The sequence below is a fragment of the Paenibacillus sp. FSL H8-0283 genome, assembly GCF_045040675.1.
GTDB lineage: Bacteria > Bacillota > Bacilli > Paenibacillales > Paenibacillaceae > Paenibacillus > Paenibacillus amylolyticus.
In genome coordinates this window covers 646,818-666,168 of the sequence record NZ_CP150295.1, presented here as the reverse complement: position 1 = coordinate 666,168, position 19,351 = coordinate 646,818, and the positions used below count along the sequence as shown (strand labels likewise).

Below are 19,351 nucleotides of genomic sequence, written 5' to 3'. Positions count from 1 at the left end.
TCAAAGGAAGAGGTCCCTTATGGAGTTAGAGATGATTATTAAAGAGCGGATTCAAGAAAGATTCGACACCCTACAGGAATTGTACGATATGTGGTTTACCGAAAATCCGGCTTATATCGCTCCCAAAGAAAAACTTTTTCCACAATCACATATTGAGAGACTTAGAACCATTACTTATCTATTGGATAAAGGGTTCATCGTCGTTAATCCCGTTAAAGATGAACCATCACTCGTGTCAGTCAGTATTACAGTAGATGGAATTGACTTTTTTGAACAAAGTCGATTAGAAGGTAAAGGTAATGGCTGGTCATATGTGACTGAACATGTGGATGAGTAAATAACACACGAGCATAGTAGCTCGTTTCAGGGCGCTTTTTGCTGTTTATTAACAGTAGAAGCGTCTTTTTTCCATTTCAGAATGGGGGTTGGATTATGCAGGACGGCAAACAACATCTGTATGTATCGGTAACTCATAACCTGATTGAACGAACAAAGAACGAATCTACACCCTTTGAGGTGTTGGTGGATGACGAACAGTTGGGCCGATTGAAAGATCTGATGAAGGTGCTGGAGGATGACGATGCCTATACATTGCAACGGGCGCCAGTACCCTACAAATCGGCAGACCATGATGAGGCAACGGAGCAGTTTTCGGATGGCATGACCTTGCTGTACACCTTTCTGTATGACCACGGCACGCCGGATACCCGGCAGGCAATTGAAACCATGAACGTGCTTCCAAGGCTGCAGGATACGGATTATGATGACCCTGGATACGAGAATTCACCACTGAATAAATGACCTGATGCCAAAAATATGCGCATCTGCTTTGGACGTAAGCTCCCTCTTTATAAAGACAGATACAACAACATATTTAATGATAAATAACCTCTTTCCTGAACATGCTCCTTGTTAGGAAAGAGGTTATTTCTTTGAGTATTTTTACTTGATGGCTTGAGTCCATTCTACAAATTTATATGGTTCCTGCCAGGATCCAGAGTATGGTCCGTGAGGGTCTCCCGACAAATTCCCCTTACCAGTTGCACTCCATGTTCCACGGTTTACAAAAGGGGTTATCCAGAAAACATAGGAGGAAATACCACTTCCGACTTTAGGCCCTGAATATGTTGTATTTATGCTTTGGTTTATTTCACTGGCCAGCCCTGCTTCTATCGAAGTTTTTAAACTAGCTGGAATCGTGACACTAGCCGAGACATTTGCACTTAGTTTAAATGTAGTGTTAATCGTTCTTTCTTGGGACTGCCCAACACTTGTTACCTGCTGAGCTGCTAATGGGGTATCTCTCTGGGTGACTTGCTTAGTGATATCCCAGATAATATACAGGTCATACCAAGCATTGGGCGTTATAATATTTTGTTGAGATGATGTGGTTTGATTGCTACCTTCAATGACATTAGAAATAATAATATCTCCATTACCGCCTGCTTGTTGTGAGATCGCTTTCAGTTCTTCATCGGTTATTTTACCAGCTGCTTCAGGTGAAATTATAAAGCTTTGTCCATCAATTACTTTTTCTGAATTATTAGTAGACGGAACGATTACATCATGATTTTGTTGAGCCATAGCAACTGAAGAAAACGTTCCTCCCACGAGCATAGAAGCCACAACAGCGGGGACTAAAATTTTTTTTGTAATATTCAACACAAATTACCTCTTTTCCTGTATAATTTGGTACATAATCCATAATAAAGAAAAATAATAAAATGTCAAATATTGAATAAAAAGGAGATAATGATGAATTTACGAACAACAGGTATAATTCTTCTAACCATGGCAGGATTCCTCTATACTTTGGAGCGTACTGTTGCCTATTTCTCTACTTACGTCAAAACCATTGGAAAAATTGGGATATCCGTCGATTTAACAGTGCTCTATCCTGGATTTTTTGATAATCTCTTCGTTCCAATTTTCGCTTTTTTAGGATCAGTTCTATTCATTGTCGATCTCATAATTAAAAACAAATAATAGCCACTAAAAAAGAGTTCTGAGGGAACGCGCACCCACCAGAGCTCTTTTGTTAATAACATTTTCTTAATTGAATTAGAATATATCGAATTTAACTATTTTTCAATTGCTTTTTAACATGTCTAATTAATCAAGTCTGATCTCCTGCCCTTTCTCAGCGGATTCGTAGATTCCGCACAACATGCGCGTGGAAGCCACACCATCCGCAATTGGGCTGATCGGCTCTGTACCGTTCAGGCAGCAATCCACAAAGTGGTCAATCTGGTTCTGGAATGCACTATGAATATGGAGACCCGTATTGTCCGTCTGGGGTTCAATATTCAAGATGGTATTATTTTTCTCCGAGACGATCAGTGTCTCCGGCTCCAGTTCGAACCCCCCACGCTCTCCGTATAATTTCACCGAAGATTCATCTCCGCGTGCATGCAGGGTAAAGCTCACATCCACCGCCAGCGAAGCCCCGTTTTCAAACCGAATGAGCGCATTCGCCATATCTTCTACGTCATTCACAGCTGCGCTGTAGTCGGCTGCTTTGTAAAAAGAAAGATGTTCAATATGGGCACGATTGCCCAACTTCCGATACGTATTACCACTGACCGTAACAGGTTTCGGCCTGCCCATGAGGTACCAACATTGGTCGATAATATGTACGCCCAGGTCAATCAGAGGGCCGCCGCCGGAACGGCTTTTGTCAGCAAACCAACCGCCCGGATTGCCGTGTCGCCGTAGAATGGAAGCTTTGGCATAATACAGTTCACCAAACTCCCCGGCATCAATGAATCTGCGCATCATCTGCATATTGTTATCATAACGCCGCACAAAACCAACGATAAACGTACGTCCACTCTTCTTCACCGCTTCTTCAATCCGCAGTGCATCTTCCACATTGGTTGCGACCGGTTTCTCCAGCAACACATGCTTGCCTGCCTCCAATGCAGCAATGGCAAATTCCGCATGTGTATTATTCCAGGTACAGATACTGACAGCATCCACATGCGGGTCCTCCAGCATCTCCCGATAATCGGTGTACACGGATTGAGCATCATACTTCTGTGCCGCAGCTTTAGCCCGTTCTTCGTTCAGATCGCAGATCGCATAGATGACGGCATCCTCGTTTTTGGCATAACACCTCATATGAAGATCCGAGATTGATCCTGTACCGATCATTCCGATGTGCAACATTTGTTTCGTGCTCATCATCGTCCTCCCTTCCTTTTCCACAGCTTCCACAACATCATTATTGTCTAGTCTGCCCGCAGCATACCTTCGTAAATACCCGGCGTTGAATTTTCAATCTTCACTGCACCCAGCGTCTGGGCATAGAAATCCACAGGTCCCGCTGATCCAATAATCGCATACCCGTAACCGTCCGCCTTCATCGCATGCATACAGGCCAGTAACAAGGCTGTGCCTACACCTTTGCCTCGTGCATCCTGGCTCACACCGGTCGGTCCGAAGAAGTTGCGACATGTCGCTTCGTAACAGGCAAATCCAATCATTTTCCCATGCTCAACCGCAATATAACAGGACACCGGCTGACGCGCAAAAGCGACATCAGATTCATCTACCCAAGCCTGACTAAAATGTGACCTCACCCAATCCAGTACAAGCTGTTTCTCTGGGGCAATGGCTCTTCGAATCACAATGGAGGATTCCTCCAGCATTCTCAGTCCACTCTCTTGCTCCGGCAAACGATAGAGCGCTACCAACATATCACTCATCTAATCCGTTCCTCCTCGTACTTGAATGTGAAATAGAACAAAGGTTTGGCCACTTACCTGAAATTAACCTGATCCTACTGCGGATAACCTGAAATACAAGCGATATTTCTAATTTAAACTAACCTACCGCTTACATTCATTGCATTTCAACTGCAACACTTAGACGATTTGTCCCGTCTATTAACTTGAAGCGCGGCCCTAAGGAAGATTTTACCGCGTCAGTACACAGATTAGAAGGGATGAATATTGATGAACAACAACATGAAAAAAGTAAGTGCACTGATGGCCCTATCCATGGCATTGGGTGGTGGAGCCGCTTATGCAGCAACACTGGACAACACAAAACCAGTCCATCAAACATCCGTTTCAGCAGATAGTAACGCAGCGAGTGTAGTAAACGTATCCGTGAATGGTGCAACCATCTCTGATGGTTATTGGAACAAAGATGGCAAAGTAGCCATGATCCCGCTGCGTGATCTTACCGACGCACTGGGTATTGAACTGGAATGGAATAAAGAAACTAAAACTGCAGAGCTGACTCGTGGTGCTCTCTGGACACAGGTAATCACAGGCAAGGATCAATATTCCGTGAATAAAATGCTGCTCACGCTGGGTACAGCGCCCGAAATCACAGGCGGCAAATTGTATGTACCGGTTTCTTTTGCTGAGAAAGCACTGCATGGACAAGTGAACACAACAGGAAATCAGGTGACTATCTCGAGTGAAGAGGACGTGAAGACGGTTACTGAACGTGGTGTCATTACCAGAATCTCGAACCAAGATAAATATCAGTCCATCCAGATTGGCGGTGCAGGTACGGATGGTATTGTGCTCAATCTGAGCGATGAGACAAAATTCATCTCAGTTGAGGGAAAAGAGATTGCACTGACTGATCTGGCCATTGGCATGAACGTGGAAGCTGAGCATTCCCTGATCACCACCCGCAGTCTGCCACCACAAACGCCGACCTATACAGTCACTGTGTTGGATGCGGCTACAGCATCTGAGGCACAACCTAAAGAGCTTCTGGGTACAGCGGGTACAATTGAAAATGTAACATCAGCTGAAGGCAGCATCTCACAGATTGAGATTACAGGTACACGGTTAACAGAAACCGCTCCTGACCATGTCGTGCTGAACATTGCTAAAGACACGTTGCTCGTGAACCACGAAGGTGAGACGGTGAAAGCTGAAGAACTGACCAAAGGCGCTAAAGTCATTGGGTTCTACAGCCCTGTGTTGACGCGTAGCCTGCCTCCAATCGGAACAGCTTGGAAAGTGGTTGTTGAAACACCTGCAGCAGAACTGGAAGCGAAATAATACGATTGGAAAAACGTCTGGCTGAAACACATGTTATATGTTGTTGCAGACGACCGTGTACATCGCTTAGCGCGGGGTCATGAGTGTGGAGCATCATAATGACCAGCCATCCGCATGTAGCTCCTGACGCGCGGTGTAATGAGTTTGGCGCATCAAGAACTCAGCCGTGCGGCCAGGCGGCGAAGTCAATTCAAAATAACCTTATCCGCTTGTCTTTTGACAGGCATGGATAAGGTTGTTTTTTTGTTTTGGTTTTGGTTTTGGTTTTGGTTTTGGTTTTGTTCTGGTTCTGGTTCTGGTTCCGGTTCCGGTTCCGGTTCTGGTTCCGGTTCCGGTTCCGGTTCCGGTTCTGGTTCTGGTTCTGGTTCTGGTTCTGGTTCTGGTTCCGGTTCTGGTTTTTTAGAGTGTGTCTACAAACTGCTTCAAACTGAAGCGTACCTGAAACTTGTCCGGAGCAGACACGTGCGATGTGCACTGCATACGAAATACATTGCTTACCGAATGTAAGAGCAAGCGGAGTTAACGCTAACGAATCTGAGGCATCTTATTCAAGGATTTGAAGTACCCGCAGAAATCTAAGGAATCTCAGGCACGCTAATTTGAATTAATAGCTGTTTATAGCATTTTTATCAGAGTAATTTGGGAAATAACGTGTCTGATGTTCCTTACATTTTAGAAAGAGGACCTTATCGCCAAATAAGACGTCCTGGGTTCCTTAGAAATCATCCGGATAACCGTCAGAATCAATCGGCTGTGACTTCATCTTCAACAATCGCTTCTACTTCAATCTCAACCATCAACAAGGGATCAATGAGTGCGCTAACTTCAACCATGGTGGCTACAGGCTGGATCTGTCCAAAAAATTCACCGTGCGCCTTGCCAACTTCCTCCCATCTGGAGATATCGGTCACAAACATCCGGGTTCTCACCACATGCGACATGTCAGCCCCCAGTTCTTTCAGTGCATTTTCAATCGTCTGCAAAACGAACCTTGTCTGTGCATACGGATCACCTGCCCCAACAACTACACCATCTTGCATCGCGGTTGTACCCGCCACTTCGATTCGGTTCCCTACACGGATGGCACGGCAATATCCCACCAACGGTTCCCATGGGGAGCCGGTAAAAACCTGCTGTCTGCTCATTCTCTCGTCCCTCGCTTTGGTTGTATTTATCTATAATGCATACCTTAATTATATCAGCCCATTCGAATCCCGAACAAAAAATTAAAACTTAAAGCTGGCTGGAACTTCTTCTTCGCACATATTTGATATACCAAAATTCGATGTACAAAAAAAAGTCCCAGGAAGGGCACCATCTGTTCAACAAATGATGCGCTTCCTGGGACCTGTTCATAACGAGATAGTATTAACTAATCAAATGGAAACTATAGGTTGGCCTGATTACAACTTGATATTAGCCTCATCGAAGTATTCTTCTAGAGTTAACCCACTCTTCGCCACATCCGGTGCCAAATCTGTACCGATGTACCGGATATGCCAAGGCTCATAGACGTAACCTGTGGTATCTTCTTCACCTTGCAGATAACGGATGACATATCCGTATTCTGCAGCATGTTCAGCCAACCACTGGCCTTCCTTCGATGTGCCAAATACCTCTTCCAGCACATTGCCCACACTCGGGCTGGATACATCAATGGCAAGACCCGTCTGATGTTCGCTTCGGCCTGGCACAGAGCTCACGCGATCCGTGTATTCTTGACCTTTGGTTTTGACATTATTGTTATAGATGGATACCTGACGCTGATATGAACGATAACCGGATACCGCACGAAGCTCAATGCCATCCGCTTTTGCACCTGCAAACAACTTCTCCAGTGCCTCCGCAGCTTCCTTGCGCATATGCCGCTTCTCGTGTGGTTCGTCGAAGGAGAACGGTACATTCGGCTCTACCAGATCGTCCGGCTCGTAACCGTCAGGCAGACTCCGTTGTTTGTTCACAATGACGGTCATAGACTCGGCATTGGTCACCACAGATTGTGCATCAATCGTCGTTTGCAGTGCGCTGATACTGCGTTTCTCCAGCAATGGATCTTCCCCTGTCGCGCCATTACCATTGTCCGAAGAGCCCTGCCCTTCGCCCGCTGAAGCATTCCCAGACTCGCTATCCGTGCCTTCACCGCTGTTGCCAGAAGATGATGTGTCATCCCCGCCAGCATTGTCGCCATCCGTTCCTTTATCCTCCGTAAAATGAACCGTTGTGCCGTCCGTCTCCTGTTGAGTGTTACCTGTTCCATTCGGATTCTGGCTTTCCTCTGTGCCTGAACCGTTCTGGCACGCGGCAAGCAATGCTCCGCATATCATCAATGAGGACAGCATAACCACCATGCGGCGCTGTCTTCCTGTAGTTGATTTCATGTAAAAACTCCTATCGCAATAATATAAATGTTATATAGTTCTCAGCGTGCAATGTTCCCTGCGACAGTATACCTTAATTGGGAGCGAAGCTCCACCGGTAAAGACCTCCTTTAGAAGAGATCCGAATGAACTTATACGGGCTGTACAGCCTGTATGATCGTTTTTTGGACTTTTAGAGCAACATCCCCGTGCTGTACACAATAGAAGTGAAATGGGAATATACCTTCATATATCCAATATGCAAAAAATTGATTATACCGAGATGCACTTTATTAATGAGCATTAGCATTGTTGGATAAAGACAAAATTCATCTTGTACCGGGAAATGAATTAAATCAAATAATGCAACATGCTGCAATAAAAACAAGCAGGGGTGATCTGAGATCTCCCCCGCTCTAATGGGTGCATCATTTGGTTGCTGGGCTGTCCGTCTTCTTCTGGACAGCCTGCCACATCCGCGCGGCTACACGCTCGCGGATCAAATCCAGCCCTGCGGTGGCCGGCACGCCCGGCAGCAGCGCCGTCAGCTCCGACAAGGCCGGCGGCTTGCCCGGCTGCGCGAGGCGCACCTCAACGGCGCCAAAGCCCGGCCCCGGCTGGTGCATGGCGCCGTCCGCGGCGGCCTCGGCGATCCACTCGCCGACGGCAGCGCCGCCTTCGCCGCCGCGCACTTGCGGGCGGCCAGCCGTTTCCGCTGCGCGGCCGGGGCCGCTGGGATCATGGGCGAGTTCCTCCGCCCATGCCCCCAGCACGCCGGCGAGCAGCGCTTCGCGCGGCAGGCCGGCGTGCGCCAGCTGCAGCAGCGGCTCGGCCGCGAGGCGCGCGGCTACGGCGCGCTCAGCGGCCGCGGCATGCGCGCAGCCCGGGCGGCCGCAGGTGCACGCCACGGCCGCGCTGGCCGTTGCTGCGCCTGGCGAGCCCTCGGGCGCTTGCGCAGCCGGCAGCAGCCCGGCGAGCTCCTCGGACGCCGGGCCGCCGCGCAGCAGGGCGTACAGCGTCAGCGGGCGCTTGCGCAGCTGAGCCAGTACAGCCTCGCGCTGGGCTTCGCTCAGTCGGGCGGGCGTTCCCGTGACCGTGAACATGCCTGCGGCCGATCCGGTCTTGCCCTCAACAGCGGAAGCGGAAACGGAAACTTCCTGGTCCGCTTCCGCTGCTGTATTTACTTCTGCTGTCCATCCACCGGGGGACATATGCAGCTCGATCTTCCATTTTTCGCTCACAATAATCCCCCTTTCTCAACATCTATATTCCCCTGAATGTTCAAGGTCACAGCCACGTCTCACCCTGAAGAGAAATCAGGCCACGTAGCTCATCATCCGACATCTCGGTCAGCCAATTCTCACCCGAACCAACGACCTGCTCGGAGAGTGCCTTCTTGCTTTCGATCAGCTCATCAATCCGTTCCTCCAGTGTTCCCTGACAGATCAACTTGTGAACCTGCACATTGCGATTCTGCCCGATTCGGAATACACGGTCCGTCGCCTGGTTCTCAACCGCAGGATTCCACCACCGATCATAGTGAACAACATGACTCGCCCGTGTCAGATTCAGACCCACACCTCCGGCACGAAGAGATAGAACAAACATGGACGGCCCCTCTCCTTTTTGGAAAGTCTCCACCATATCATCTCTTTGCGCCTTCGACACACCACCATGCAGGAAATAAGGTTCTTCCTCATATCGCTGTTTCAACCTCGATACCAGCAGATCTCCCATAGCAACATACTGCGTGAAAATCAAGGCAGATTCCCCGTTATCACGGATGGCGTCCAGCAGTTCAAGCAAACGTTCCATCTTACCAGATGCCTCAGCCTTGCCGTGGTCTTTCCGATTGCTGTCCGCCAGCACCGGATGATCACAGATCTGCTTGAGCTTGGTCAGGGAGGACAGCACAATCCCCTTACGGGCAATGCCATTTCTGCCGTCCAGCCCCCCCATCAGATCATCCACCACACGCTGGTACAACACCGTCTGTTCCGGCGTCAGGGAACAATAGGATTTCAGTTCAAGCTTCTCTGGCAGATCCTTGCGAATATCCGGATCGCTTTTCAGCCTGCGCAGCATGAATGGAGATACCAGTCGATGAAGCTCACGCAAGGATGCTGCATTTTCCTCGGATGGCCCCAGTCCTGTATACCGCTGGCGGAACGATGAAGCTGTGCCCAGATACCCCGGATTGAGAAACTGGAAAATCGACCAAAGTTCGCTCAGCCGGTTCTCTACAGGCGTTCCCGTCATCGCAATACGATGAAGTGTAGACAGGCGCATTACGCTTTGCGCTTGTTTGGTACGGTAGTTCTTAATATATTGTGCCTCATCCAGCACAATGGTGGACCAGTGCAACGAAGCCAGATCCGGGCCATCTCTGCCTGCCAGATGATAGGTCGTCAGTACAATGTCATGCGTCTGCGCTTCTGCCTGGAATTCGTTCCCGTGCAGCCGTTGTCCGCCATGATGAATATATAGCGACAGATCCGGGGCAAACCGCTTCAGCTCACGCTGCCAGTTTCCAAGCAGCGAGGTAGGACACACAATAAGTGCAGGCAGATGAACAGGCTGCTCATGCGTGTGCTGATCCGCCGGGAAAGAATGATCTGATCCATTCAACAGCTCATTCTCACGGGCTTCCTCTTCAGCTACCTGGCGTTCCTCGTGTTTGCGGTCTAGCAGACAGGTAATTACTTGAATCGTCTTCCCAAGTCCCATATCGTCCGCGAGACATACGCCAAAGCCCAGCTCACGCATCGCGGATAACCATTGGTAACCTCGTTCCTGATAAGGTCTGAGTTCACCATGCAATTCTGCCGGAACCTGACGAGGCTCAATACTGCGAAGCACCTGTCCATCGAGCAGGAAAGCAAGCATCCCATCAGATTCGGCACCAAAGACGGAGAGGCCCTTCCATGCGGAATCCTCCCCTTCATCCGCTGCCAGATGCAGCCATTCGGAGAGAGGCATATATTGTTCTTCTTCTTTTTTCATATAACGCAGGACTTGGCGAATCTCTTTTGTATCCACTTCAATCCATTCGCCACGGAACATAACATAAGGAACTGTGGATTCAGCCAGTGCTGCCAGTTCCTCCGCCGTGACCGGTTTACCATCCAGCATAGGCTCCGCTTTGAAAGCAACCAATTGTTCCATGCCCAGTGCCGATGTGGCTCCAGGCAACCGTTCTGTTCCCCGATTCAACATCTGCAGACGCAGTCCCGCACGACGTTTCCCGGCACGACTCCACCTTGAAGGCATGAGAACGGTTATCCCAGCCTTCTGCAAACGTGGAACCGCATGTGTGAGAAACTCAAAGAAACCCTGCTGCTCCAGCTTAATTTCCTCCGGACGAGCGGTAAGCAGCGCCGTCTCCAGTTCAGGTGCCATTTCTGCTGCTTGCCCGAGTGCCATCAATAATTGCTCTGCCGCCGAGGTATATAACACCTTCCCCCGGTCCAGATCTCGCTCTGGATGTGCCCAGATCGTCCGTGCAGGCAACCTCAAGCTTGGTTCCTGCTCACTGTCCGCCCAAAAGCTGATTCCCCAGATCGTTTCATGTTCGCCCAGCGGTGGCTCCAAGCGGAGCACCAACTTCAATTGGCCTTCAGCAGGTGCCATCTCTTCTGCTCCCACGATTGGCATTGACGTTCCACCAACTTCTTGCAACGTATGAATAAACGCTGTCATATCGTCCGTCGGCCCTTGCACTGTCACAGGACGGAACATCGAGATCAGACTGTTCCACCAGAGTTCGGCTACTGGCGAAGATCCGCGTCGATATGGGGTGCGGTAACGGGACAGTTCACTGTCCATGCCCTCCAGTTCACTTGTCACCACAGCATGAATCATGCCACTCATGAATGAAAATAATACCGCAGCCCCTGCTTCTTCACGCGTTTCCGGTTCCAATGAAGCATAAGCTCCAGGAGCAGCCAATCCAATTGGAGGCATCGCTTCAGCAAGATCGCGGAAGCGTTCGATGTCCTCCTCCTGCTGCAAGCGTGGCCGCCATACGCCTGTTAATGTCTCTTGCCCGGTCCGTCGCCGTGCTCCGGTCTTTGCTGCGAATTCAGCCGATGGAGCAATTGCTCCCCGCAACAGCAGCTCCTGTGTGAACTGCGCTGCTTTGATCCAGTAACGCATCTCTTCTCCAACCTGAATTCCGGCTGCATTTAACAAACGGTCATCCCATTGCAGCAGCAACCTGAAGGCATCCTTAGGCGAGACTGCCAATCCTTCCAATGTGCGTCCCAGCAGTTGACGCCGCTTCGTGTTCTTCGCTTCAGCCGTGTTCCTCAGCGGATTCGGCCAGCGCAGCTCCGCAAGACGCAGAGCGGCAGGCTGAAACAGACGACCCCCGTCGCCAAAATTCAACCTTCTTACCACGTGGCTCCATGCATCCACACGCGGTTCCGATGTTTCACCGGAAAAACAAAAAAATACGTCACCAAGCCATACTCCATACAGCGATTGCATCATTAAAGTCTCCCGTCATCCCTTCGCATTGTTACTCTCCATCATATACGAAAATGACCGGATTTAAAAACCTTTGCCCATAAAAAGTGGTTATTCTGATGGTTAGGGGGTGTCTCAAAACGCCCTAGAGGCACAAAAAAATGTCCCTTCACCCTAAAAGCGGATGAGGAACATTTGGGTAAACCGAAGGATAATACTGAATATTGAAAGAATTACGGATCGTTATACTCCTATGATCTGATCAAGCTGCCCAGTAATACATCGAGGTTCAAAATACCTGCACGATGATCTTCACAGAACCCGATTTTGTCAAAAACGCCAAGCATGAAACGACGGTGTTCCTCAGCTGGTTCCTCGAAACGATCGTAACTTACGACAGAATCGACCATATCTACGATCAGCGGTACAAATCCACCTTTGTAAGGCACCACAATAATACGTGTAGAAGAGGTATCCTCCTGGTCTGGCATGCCTAACAATACACGAAGACTCACCACCGAAACGACCTTACCGTACAGCGAAGCAAAACCTCGGATCTCCGGGCTTCCAAATGGAACTGTTGTCACCTGCACCATTCTGATGATCTCATGAACTTCATCAATTCGTAGTGCAAAGATCTGGTCTCCTACCGAAAAATTAATATATTGCATTCCCTCGTCCATAGTTATCCCCATATCCTCTCATTCCGTATAATCAGACTACTTTCGTCCCATTAGATGTTACTTTGGTGTATCGGTTATTTTTGATCAAATGTTTAGGCTTCAGATCATTTTTGCCAACTTCAACAGACGTTGCATTACGGTTGCTGTCTCCGCTCTGCTCATTTGCCCTGTTGTGGAGGGTGGTGGAAGTCAGTCGTTTTAGAATTGAGCGTAAGTAACCTGACATAGGATTGAAAAATTATATTCATAAAAAAGACCCAAGATCAGCCTTATGCCGATTTCGGGTCTTTTTTATCCCCATATATTATGGATCTGTTTCTATGTTTTCAAATACTTGGAACAAAAAAGCGTTATTCCTGTGGATAACTTGTTTCATTACTCCAAAACGACTGTTTTATCGGATGAAAACATGAGTTATACCTGATTTGTGGATAAGTTGTGCACATATTGCACACATGCTGTGGATATCTTTAGCATTTCATGTGGATATTCATTAATTTAATGTGGACATGTTGTGTATTTGTTTGTAAATCTGACGTAAAATCTGAATTTCCGCTTCAGTTATCCATTACTGTGGACACGTTGTGGACATGCCCAATTTCCTTCGCTGTAGTTATTCGACCAATTCACCCTGACGCATGATCAGCCTGTCATCGATGTACACGTCCGGCTTTTGTACAACTGCATCAATATGAACACCTGCGGCAATCGTTCCACCAAATGTGTTATTGCTGCCAAAGGCCACATGAATTGTGCCGTACACCTTCTCATCTTCCAGCACCACACCCGTGATTCGCGCCTTATTATTGGTACCGATCCCGAATTCGCCGAGAAAACGACCATCGCCCTCACCAAGCGTTTCCAGTAATTGAGCCCCATCTGGTCCTTCAGCTGACACCAACCGTCCTTCACTAACGGTCAATAACATCGGTTCACGGAGTGCCCCAATTCCAGCAACGGAACCATCTACAACAATACTGCCCTCGCCCTTGCCCTCGACGGGAGCAATATAAGCTTCTCCTGACGGCAAGTTGCCCGATTCACCAGGGTTCAAATACATACCTGTGCTTGGTACACCGTTACGATCTTCAATGGAAAAGGAAAGACTATGGCCCTGCTTCTCTATTCGCACATGGCGACCTGCGGTTAATAGAGCCGTTACCTTCTCGGTCAACGCCTTTACTTGTGAATATTCAGCTGTAATGGCTCCGTTCACAAACATATCCTCTGTCATGCCTGGCATGGTTGCCACTCGGGTCCCTGAAGCAGCGGCTTTTTTGCGTGCTTGGGTATGCGTTAATGAATATTTCGTTACACACACGGCTACATCTGCTCGAATCATGGCCTCTGCAATTGGCGCAGGTGGCTCTTCGCCGGATCTGCTGCGTTTCTCCATGATTAACAGGACTGATTCTGCTCCAAGTGCTTTGCCTGCCTCATAGATGGATTCAGCCAGATCCCGTTTCATATCGTCTGCGACAACTACCAGATTCTCTCCGCTGCGCAGTCCGAGACATTCCGTTAGCACATTTTTACTGATTTCCACACGTTGCTTGCTCATACATTCATCTCTCCTGTCTTTGGTTCAGCTCTCAAAAGTCGACTTGACCCTTTCGACAATTGGCACGGGATTCCTGCATGTCCAAACCTGAACTCACCTTAAGGTATCGGCCCATTCGGCGAGAATTGCAGCTGTTTCCTTATACTGAAACGTCGGAAAGTAATGTCCATAGGGTACATCTATCCGTTTGACCTGTGAGTTCATATCCTGGGGATAGTGATATTCCTGATCTTGATTGGCCCACACAACTAATACATTCTTGGCATAATGCTGACTTTCCATTTTCGCCCACAACGTTGATCTGGCGCCTTTCCTCTGACCCGAGTGAATCCAGCACAACAAGTCTGCATGTGCTCCTGCAATGCGAGGGGACTGGAGACTGGAGCGTATTCTCTTGCCCATGGTATCGGCTATAACACTGCTGTCGCCTACGCCACTATGTGAACTGAACATTTGATTCCAACTTTTCTCAGATCTGCCACGCAGCAGGGAGCGCATCACCCCTCTTGGCAAACGGGAAATCCATCTCAGCACATTCGGATTCGAATTGTTAGCTACTGGCTGAAGCAACCCCAGTCGAATGTCTGTCCGCCCGCTACGCATCTGTGCCGCAGCTGCAATAGCAGCCCCGATCGAATGACCAACCAGCTTCACCGGACCTTCAAACTCACCAAGAGCCGTAAGCAGTGCATCCACCTGACCTTCAAACGCTTCATCCCCCTGATGCACCGGAGACCGTCCGAATCCAGCGAGATCGATTAACCATACCGGGTTCCCGGTCCGGTCCCTAAGCTGTTTTCCTAAAGGTAACATCTCATCCGCAGATTGAAGCAAACCATGTACAATAATCCAAGGCTCTCCCTCGCCCTCCCAACCAAGCATAGCCATATTTCCACTTCGAGACCGAATATAATCTGTCGGAAAACCCTCAGGTAACGGCGTATACCGAAGACGATAGTCCAGATCGGCTGTAACCAGCGGAAGCTGTTCCCGGATGTCCGGCCAGGATTGCCCCATACGTGTGAACAGAGCCTCTGTCTCTTCAACCGGGAAAGACCTGTTGGTAATAAAAGCAACCGACTCCGCTGGAACACCACTGATGCGTGAACCACCTGATTTCATGATCCATTGAATCCATGGTAGTGGCACAGCCCCTTTCGGCTTGGGTACATCCAATTGCTGCGCCAAGAATTGCAGCAGTTCCTTCATATTGGGACTGTCTTCCTTCCGCGCCAACAGTGGATAAGTTCCTCCGACTGGAGCAACTTCCCTGGATAGAAAAACAAGCGTCTGTGCAACAATGTCATTCTCCACAAGCGGTAACCAATAGGATGAACCTCCCGGCACTACCGGCATAAATCCTTTCTGAATCGCCTGAATGAGCAGTCCAATCCCACCCGTTTGCTCGGTTTCACCTGTGGGACGTGGCCCAACCACTGTACTCGGATTTACAACGGATAAGGGATAGTGATGCTGTTCAGCATGCTCGCGAATATGAAGATCGGCATGGAACTTCATCTCTTCATACGCACTTTCATTGTTATCCACATGCTCAACCTGTAGATAATTCCCCTGTTCATTCCGCTCTCCATAAGGACTCATATAACCAACAACGTGGATAAAGTGTCTCAATCCATGAGTAGAGTGGATTTCCTGTGCTAGCTGTGCCAGTTCCCTGGCCCCGTTCATGAATATCTGCTCGGCTACTTTTCGTTCCAAAGTGACGTCCATCGTTCCTCCCGCATGAATGATCACATTCGCTTCAAGAGCACGCTCCCGATCTGGTGCGGTAAGGCCAAGACCCGAAATGGACAAATCACCTTTAATAAAGGTAATCCTTTCGAAATCCTTCACTCCATAAGCCTTCAGCACAGTTCTGGCTCGCTGTTCCGAACGAACCAGCAAGAGCAATTGTGCGTCTCCCTGCGTGAGTTGTTTGACCGTTTCTTTGCCGATAAAACCTGTACTACCTGTCATAAAAATGGTCGTGGCTGCAATATCAGACTCGCTTATTACCTGATTCATGTTTGTTGTATGTACATTCATTCTGTTACGGCTCCTTTTAGTACTATACAGTACTAGTTATATTCAAAAAAAGAGCTTCGATTAACGAAGCATCTGACAAAACGTACGTGCCGATTGTTCAATAATCCCAACATCACGGGCAGTTCCCGCTAGGATTAGTGAACCTTCCAATGCGGCAATAAACAACAGCGCAGCTGGTCCCGGTTCGATTTCTTTGCGAAATTCACCGCGATCCAAACCTTGCTGAAACAACTTCTCCACCATAGGTCTAAGCTCACGAAAGAATCTGGATATGCTTTCCTTCACTTGGGGTGCACTGTCCGGTGTCTGCATATATAACGTAACAAAGGGACAGCTCCCTTCGTAATTTCGGCCCTCAATACCTGCCGACAGCAATGCCATGAATGAGTAGATACGCTCCTCCACTCCTCGTTCACGCTGACTGAGCAGCAGGTACAGCTCCGACTCATACTGGGCAATCCAGTATTGTACCACGGCCTGGAGCAGCTCCTCCTTGTTTTTAAAATGATAATAAATATTTGACTTGGATACCCCACTCACTCGCACGACCTCATCCATGCTGACGTAGCTGTACCCCTGACGCAGAAATAATTGTGCCGCCACTTCAACTGCCTTGGTCCGGTTCACCGGATTGGTACTTTTGGATTTGGCGGGTCCCGTGTTCATTTTTGGATTTGTCATATTTAGAACTATACAGTACTAAACAGTTGAAAACAAGTATTTCTGTTAACAAAAGAGGACCTCCCACTCCAGCTACTCCATACTTGTCCACATTTAGAGTGTTATACACACAGGATATCCACATATAGTATTAACTCTGTGTTAAATACGTCATGAGATCATTAAACTGCTTTGGAGTTATCCACATTTCAGGAATATAGCTGACTTTGAACTTTTCAGAGAGCGTCATTGGCTCCTCGGAAAAACAAAAACAGGCCAACCAGAATAAGATTTCTGGCTAACCTGTTTCAATTAACTCATATATCCGATAGACTAACTTTTCTATCCGAAGATTTCTGAACCGTTTTTGGTAACCTGTGGATACCGTCCATGATCCGGATTATTTTTTCAGACTATCCCAGTTCTGTTGCAATGCGTCTAGCAATCCGGCTTTATCCGATTTGCCTGCAACGTAAGCCTGAATCGTGCTACCATACTCTTGTGGAACCCCTTCAGGGAAACGGTTGAAGTTCCAGCTGAGTGTTTTATTTTCCTGGCTATACTTCATGATCTCTGTGGCGAGGTCACCCAGATCCTCTTCGGATGCCGTGATGGAACTGAACGCCGGAATGAATTTGAATTCTTTTGTCATGTATTGTTTCCCGATATCCGAAGTTACGAGCCATTCCAAAAACTCTTTTGCTTCCGGTTTCACTTGGGAATTCTTGTTCACAACCCAATAGTTCGGCACGCCGACAAACAATTTGTCATTGGGTTCATTGTTAATTGGCATTGGGAGGATACCCAGATTCAGATCTGGATCGATTCCATCGATCTGTACTTGAGTCCAGTTTCCTTGTTGCATCATCGCCGCTTCTCCACTCGCAAACAACGTAACTTGCGTATTGTAGTCGGTTGTCAGCGGGTTTTTGTTGCTGTATTTCAGCGTTAAGTCGAGCAAGTTGATCCAGTCGGCGAACACTTGGTTGCCAGGAATCTTCTCCGTACTTTCGTTGAGTCCTTGGATGAATTTCACCGGATCTGCCTGATTTGCAAATGCGACGTTTACGTTATGATTGCCCAGCACCCACCACTCTTGATATCCATTAGAGAATGGGGTAATGCCTGCGGCTTGAAGTTTCTGTGCAGCTTGATCCAATTGTTCCAGTGTCGTTGGAATTTCGGTAATACCTGCTTTTTGGAAGAGGTCTTTGTTATAAATGAAACCATAACCCTCCAGCGCGAGCGGCTGTCCGTAGAGTTTGCCGTCTTTGGTCATTGGCTCTTTGGCTACTTCGAGTGCATCCTTGGCCCATGATTCTCCAGACAGATCTTCCAGATATTCAAGCCATGTATCCAATTCACGATAACCACCTACGTTGAAAATGTCCGGTTGTTCGCCAGCCGCAAACTTGGCTTTTAATGCAGCACCGTAGTCACTGCCGCCACCTACAGTTTGAATGTCCAGTTTGACGCCTGGATGGGAGGATTCATATTCCGCTTTGAGACGGTTGAGCGCTTCCGCGATTTCGACTTTGAATTGGAAGATCTTAATGGTTTTATCTCCAGCAGCAGCCTCGCCACCACCTTGAGCATCCGTGTTGACCGGACTGCCGCTCTTATCTCCATTGCCACAACCCGCCAGCATTAACGAAAAAGCAATCAGCATAAGCAACGTCAACTTTGTCATTCTTTTCATACATACACTCTCCCTATAGTAGTTTCAGTATAACCGTTCCACTAATGAATATTTACACTGGCACTCCGATGACAGAATAACCTTCTCTTGAAGCGTGTTTTCATTCTAACGAACCGAGCGCACGTTATTCGCACCTATTTGCACAGGTTCCAATTTTAACGAATCACAGCGACGTTATTTCGTCGATTTGGTCGAATTTTAAGGCTTTGACGCCGTTTTGTACCCGAATAACGTTGCTGAGATTCGTTACAATTTGTATTCCTTGATTATCCACCTATTAAGATGCGGTGGATTCGTTAGCGCTTTGAAAAAGGAGCATACCCTCACTTCACTCTGCAGAAGAAGTTCCTGGCTGTACAAGCTTCTTTATTGCTCCTTTCTCTTTATCGACGCTTTCCCTTCCCTAGGAGTCATGCCAAAGCTATGCGGGCATGACTCCCTTTGCACACCTCCATGCGAGGTGTGCAAAGGGATCAGGATACGATGGAGGAGCGGAGCGTTCGCCTTTGATACTCGGTGGCTTCCTTGCCCCAATACATTCAGGACACCGAGGAGCAACAGCGACCGAAAGCGCAACTTGAGCCCGCAGCGACCTTGTACTCGCACTCGCACTCGCACTCCACGCTTGAGACCGTCAGCGACCCTGCCCTTATACACTCACCTTCTGCCTTATCGAACCTAGTCTTTAAATCATTTCATTCTTGGTCATTTCTCTTTATCGACGCTTTCCCTTCCCTAGGAGTCATGCCAAAGCTATGCGGGCATGACTCCCTTTGCACACCTCCATGCGAGGTGGGAGCAAAGGGATCAGGATGCGATGTAGGAGCGGAGCGTTCGCCTTTGATACTCGG

The 19,351-nt window shown here is 48.3% G+C and carries 16 protein-coding genes; 4 read left to right on the top strand and 12 right to left on the bottom strand.

The features are described 5' to 3' along the window. Nucleotides 1-19: 19 nt before the first annotated feature. A complete protein-coding gene (locus MHI52_RS03115; RefSeq protein ID WP_127551127.1) occupies nt 20-337 on the top strand; it encodes a hypothetical protein in 318 nt (105 codons plus the stop codon). Nucleotides 338-432: 95 nt separating this feature from the next. Then, nucleotides 433-801, top strand: coding sequence for a hypothetical protein (locus tag MHI52_RS03110; protein WP_339189982.1), 369 nt, complete (start codon nt 433-435; stop codon nt 799-801). Between the two features lie 141 nt (nt 802-942). Here the strand turns inward: MHI52_RS03110 and MHI52_RS03105 are convergent, their stop codons facing one another. The 3 genes from MHI52_RS03105 to MHI52_RS03095 all read right to left on the bottom strand — a co-directional run bounded on the left by MHI52_RS03105 (nt 943) and on the right by MHI52_RS03095 (nt 3,707). Next, nucleotides 943-1,662 carry a hypothetical protein gene (locus MHI52_RS03105; protein ID WP_405158427.1) on the bottom strand — a complete coding sequence of 240 codons (720 nt, stop codon included), beginning with the start codon at nt 1,660-1,662 and terminating at the stop codon, nt 943-945. Nucleotides 1,663-2,112: 450 nt separating this feature from the next. After that, nucleotides 2,113-3,183, bottom strand: a complete 1,071-nt coding sequence (locus MHI52_RS03100; protein WP_405159350.1) for a Gfo/Idh/MocA family protein — start codon at nt 3,181-3,183, stop codon at nt 2,113-2,115. 47 nt (nt 3,184-3,230) lie between these two features. Further along, nucleotides 3,231-3,707, bottom strand: coding sequence for a GNAT family N-acetyltransferase (locus MHI52_RS03095; protein ID WP_405158426.1), 477 nt, complete (start codon nt 3,705-3,707; stop codon nt 3,231-3,233). Nucleotides 3,708-3,968: 261 nt separating this feature from the next. Here MHI52_RS03095 and MHI52_RS03090 point away from each other — a divergent pair, with 261 nt between their 5' ends. Both MHI52_RS03090 and MHI52_RS03085 read left to right on the top strand, forming a co-directional pair. Continuing rightward, on the top strand, nt 3,969-5,027 hold the full coding sequence (locus MHI52_RS03090) for a copper amine oxidase N-terminal domain-containing protein (protein WP_405158425.1): 1,059 nt from the start codon (nt 3,969-3,971) through the stop codon (nt 5,025-5,027). A gap of 235 nt (nt 5,028-5,262) precedes the next feature. Then, the gene (locus tag MHI52_RS03085) at nt 5,263-5,430 is read left to right on the top strand and encodes a hypothetical protein (protein WP_405158424.1); all 168 of its coding nucleotides are present in this window, start codon (nt 5,263-5,265) and stop codon (nt 5,428-5,430) included. A gap of 340 nt (nt 5,431-5,770) precedes the next feature. Here MHI52_RS03085 and MHI52_RS03080 read toward each other — a convergent pair whose 3' ends face one another. From MHI52_RS03080 to MHI52_RS03040, 9 genes are all read right to left on the bottom strand, one after another. Then, nucleotides 5,771-6,172, bottom strand: coding sequence for a RidA family protein (locus MHI52_RS03080; RefSeq protein WP_074093334.1), 402 nt, complete (start codon nt 6,170-6,172; stop codon nt 5,771-5,773). 258 nt (nt 6,173-6,430) lie between these two features. Beyond that, a complete protein-coding gene (locus tag MHI52_RS03075) occupies nt 6,431-7,405 on the bottom strand; it encodes a D-alanyl-D-alanine carboxypeptidase family protein (protein ID WP_036668590.1) in 975 nt (324 codons plus the stop codon). Between the two features lie 407 nt (nt 7,406-7,812). Then, nucleotides 7,813-8,625, bottom strand: coding sequence for a hypothetical protein (locus MHI52_RS03070; RefSeq protein WP_405158423.1), 813 nt, complete (start codon nt 8,623-8,625; stop codon nt 7,813-7,815). A gap of 46 nt (nt 8,626-8,671) precedes the next feature. Beyond that, nucleotides 8,672-11,875, bottom strand: coding sequence for a DEAD/DEAH box helicase (locus MHI52_RS03065; RefSeq protein ID WP_405158422.1), 3,204 nt, complete (start codon nt 11,873-11,875; stop codon nt 8,672-8,674). 227 nt (nt 11,876-12,102) lie between these two features. Continuing rightward, nucleotides 12,103-12,522 (bottom strand): chemotaxis protein CheW, encoded by a 420-nt coding sequence (locus MHI52_RS03060; protein ID WP_164783412.1) that lies wholly within the window; start codon nt 12,520-12,522, stop codon nt 12,103-12,105. A gap of 625 nt (nt 12,523-13,147) precedes the next feature. Continuing rightward, nucleotides 13,148-14,095 (bottom strand): aminopeptidase, encoded by a 948-nt coding sequence (locus MHI52_RS03055; protein WP_405158421.1) that lies wholly within the window; start codon nt 14,093-14,095, stop codon nt 13,148-13,150. A gap of 93 nt (nt 14,096-14,188) precedes the next feature. Further along, a complete protein-coding gene (locus MHI52_RS03050; protein ID WP_405158420.1) occupies nt 14,189-16,141 on the bottom strand; it encodes an alpha/beta fold hydrolase in 1,953 nt (650 codons plus the stop codon). A gap of 60 nt (nt 16,142-16,201) precedes the next feature. Beyond that, nucleotides 16,202-16,768 (bottom strand): TetR/AcrR family transcriptional regulator, encoded by a 567-nt coding sequence (locus MHI52_RS03045; RefSeq protein WP_036607516.1) that lies wholly within the window; start codon nt 16,766-16,768, stop codon nt 16,202-16,204. Nucleotides 16,769-17,201: 433 nt separating this feature from the next. Next, nucleotides 17,202-18,500 (bottom strand): ABC transporter substrate-binding protein, encoded by a 1,299-nt coding sequence (locus MHI52_RS03040; protein ID WP_405158419.1) that lies wholly within the window; start codon nt 18,498-18,500, stop codon nt 17,202-17,204. Between the last annotated feature and the right edge of the window lie 851 nt (nt 18,501-19,351).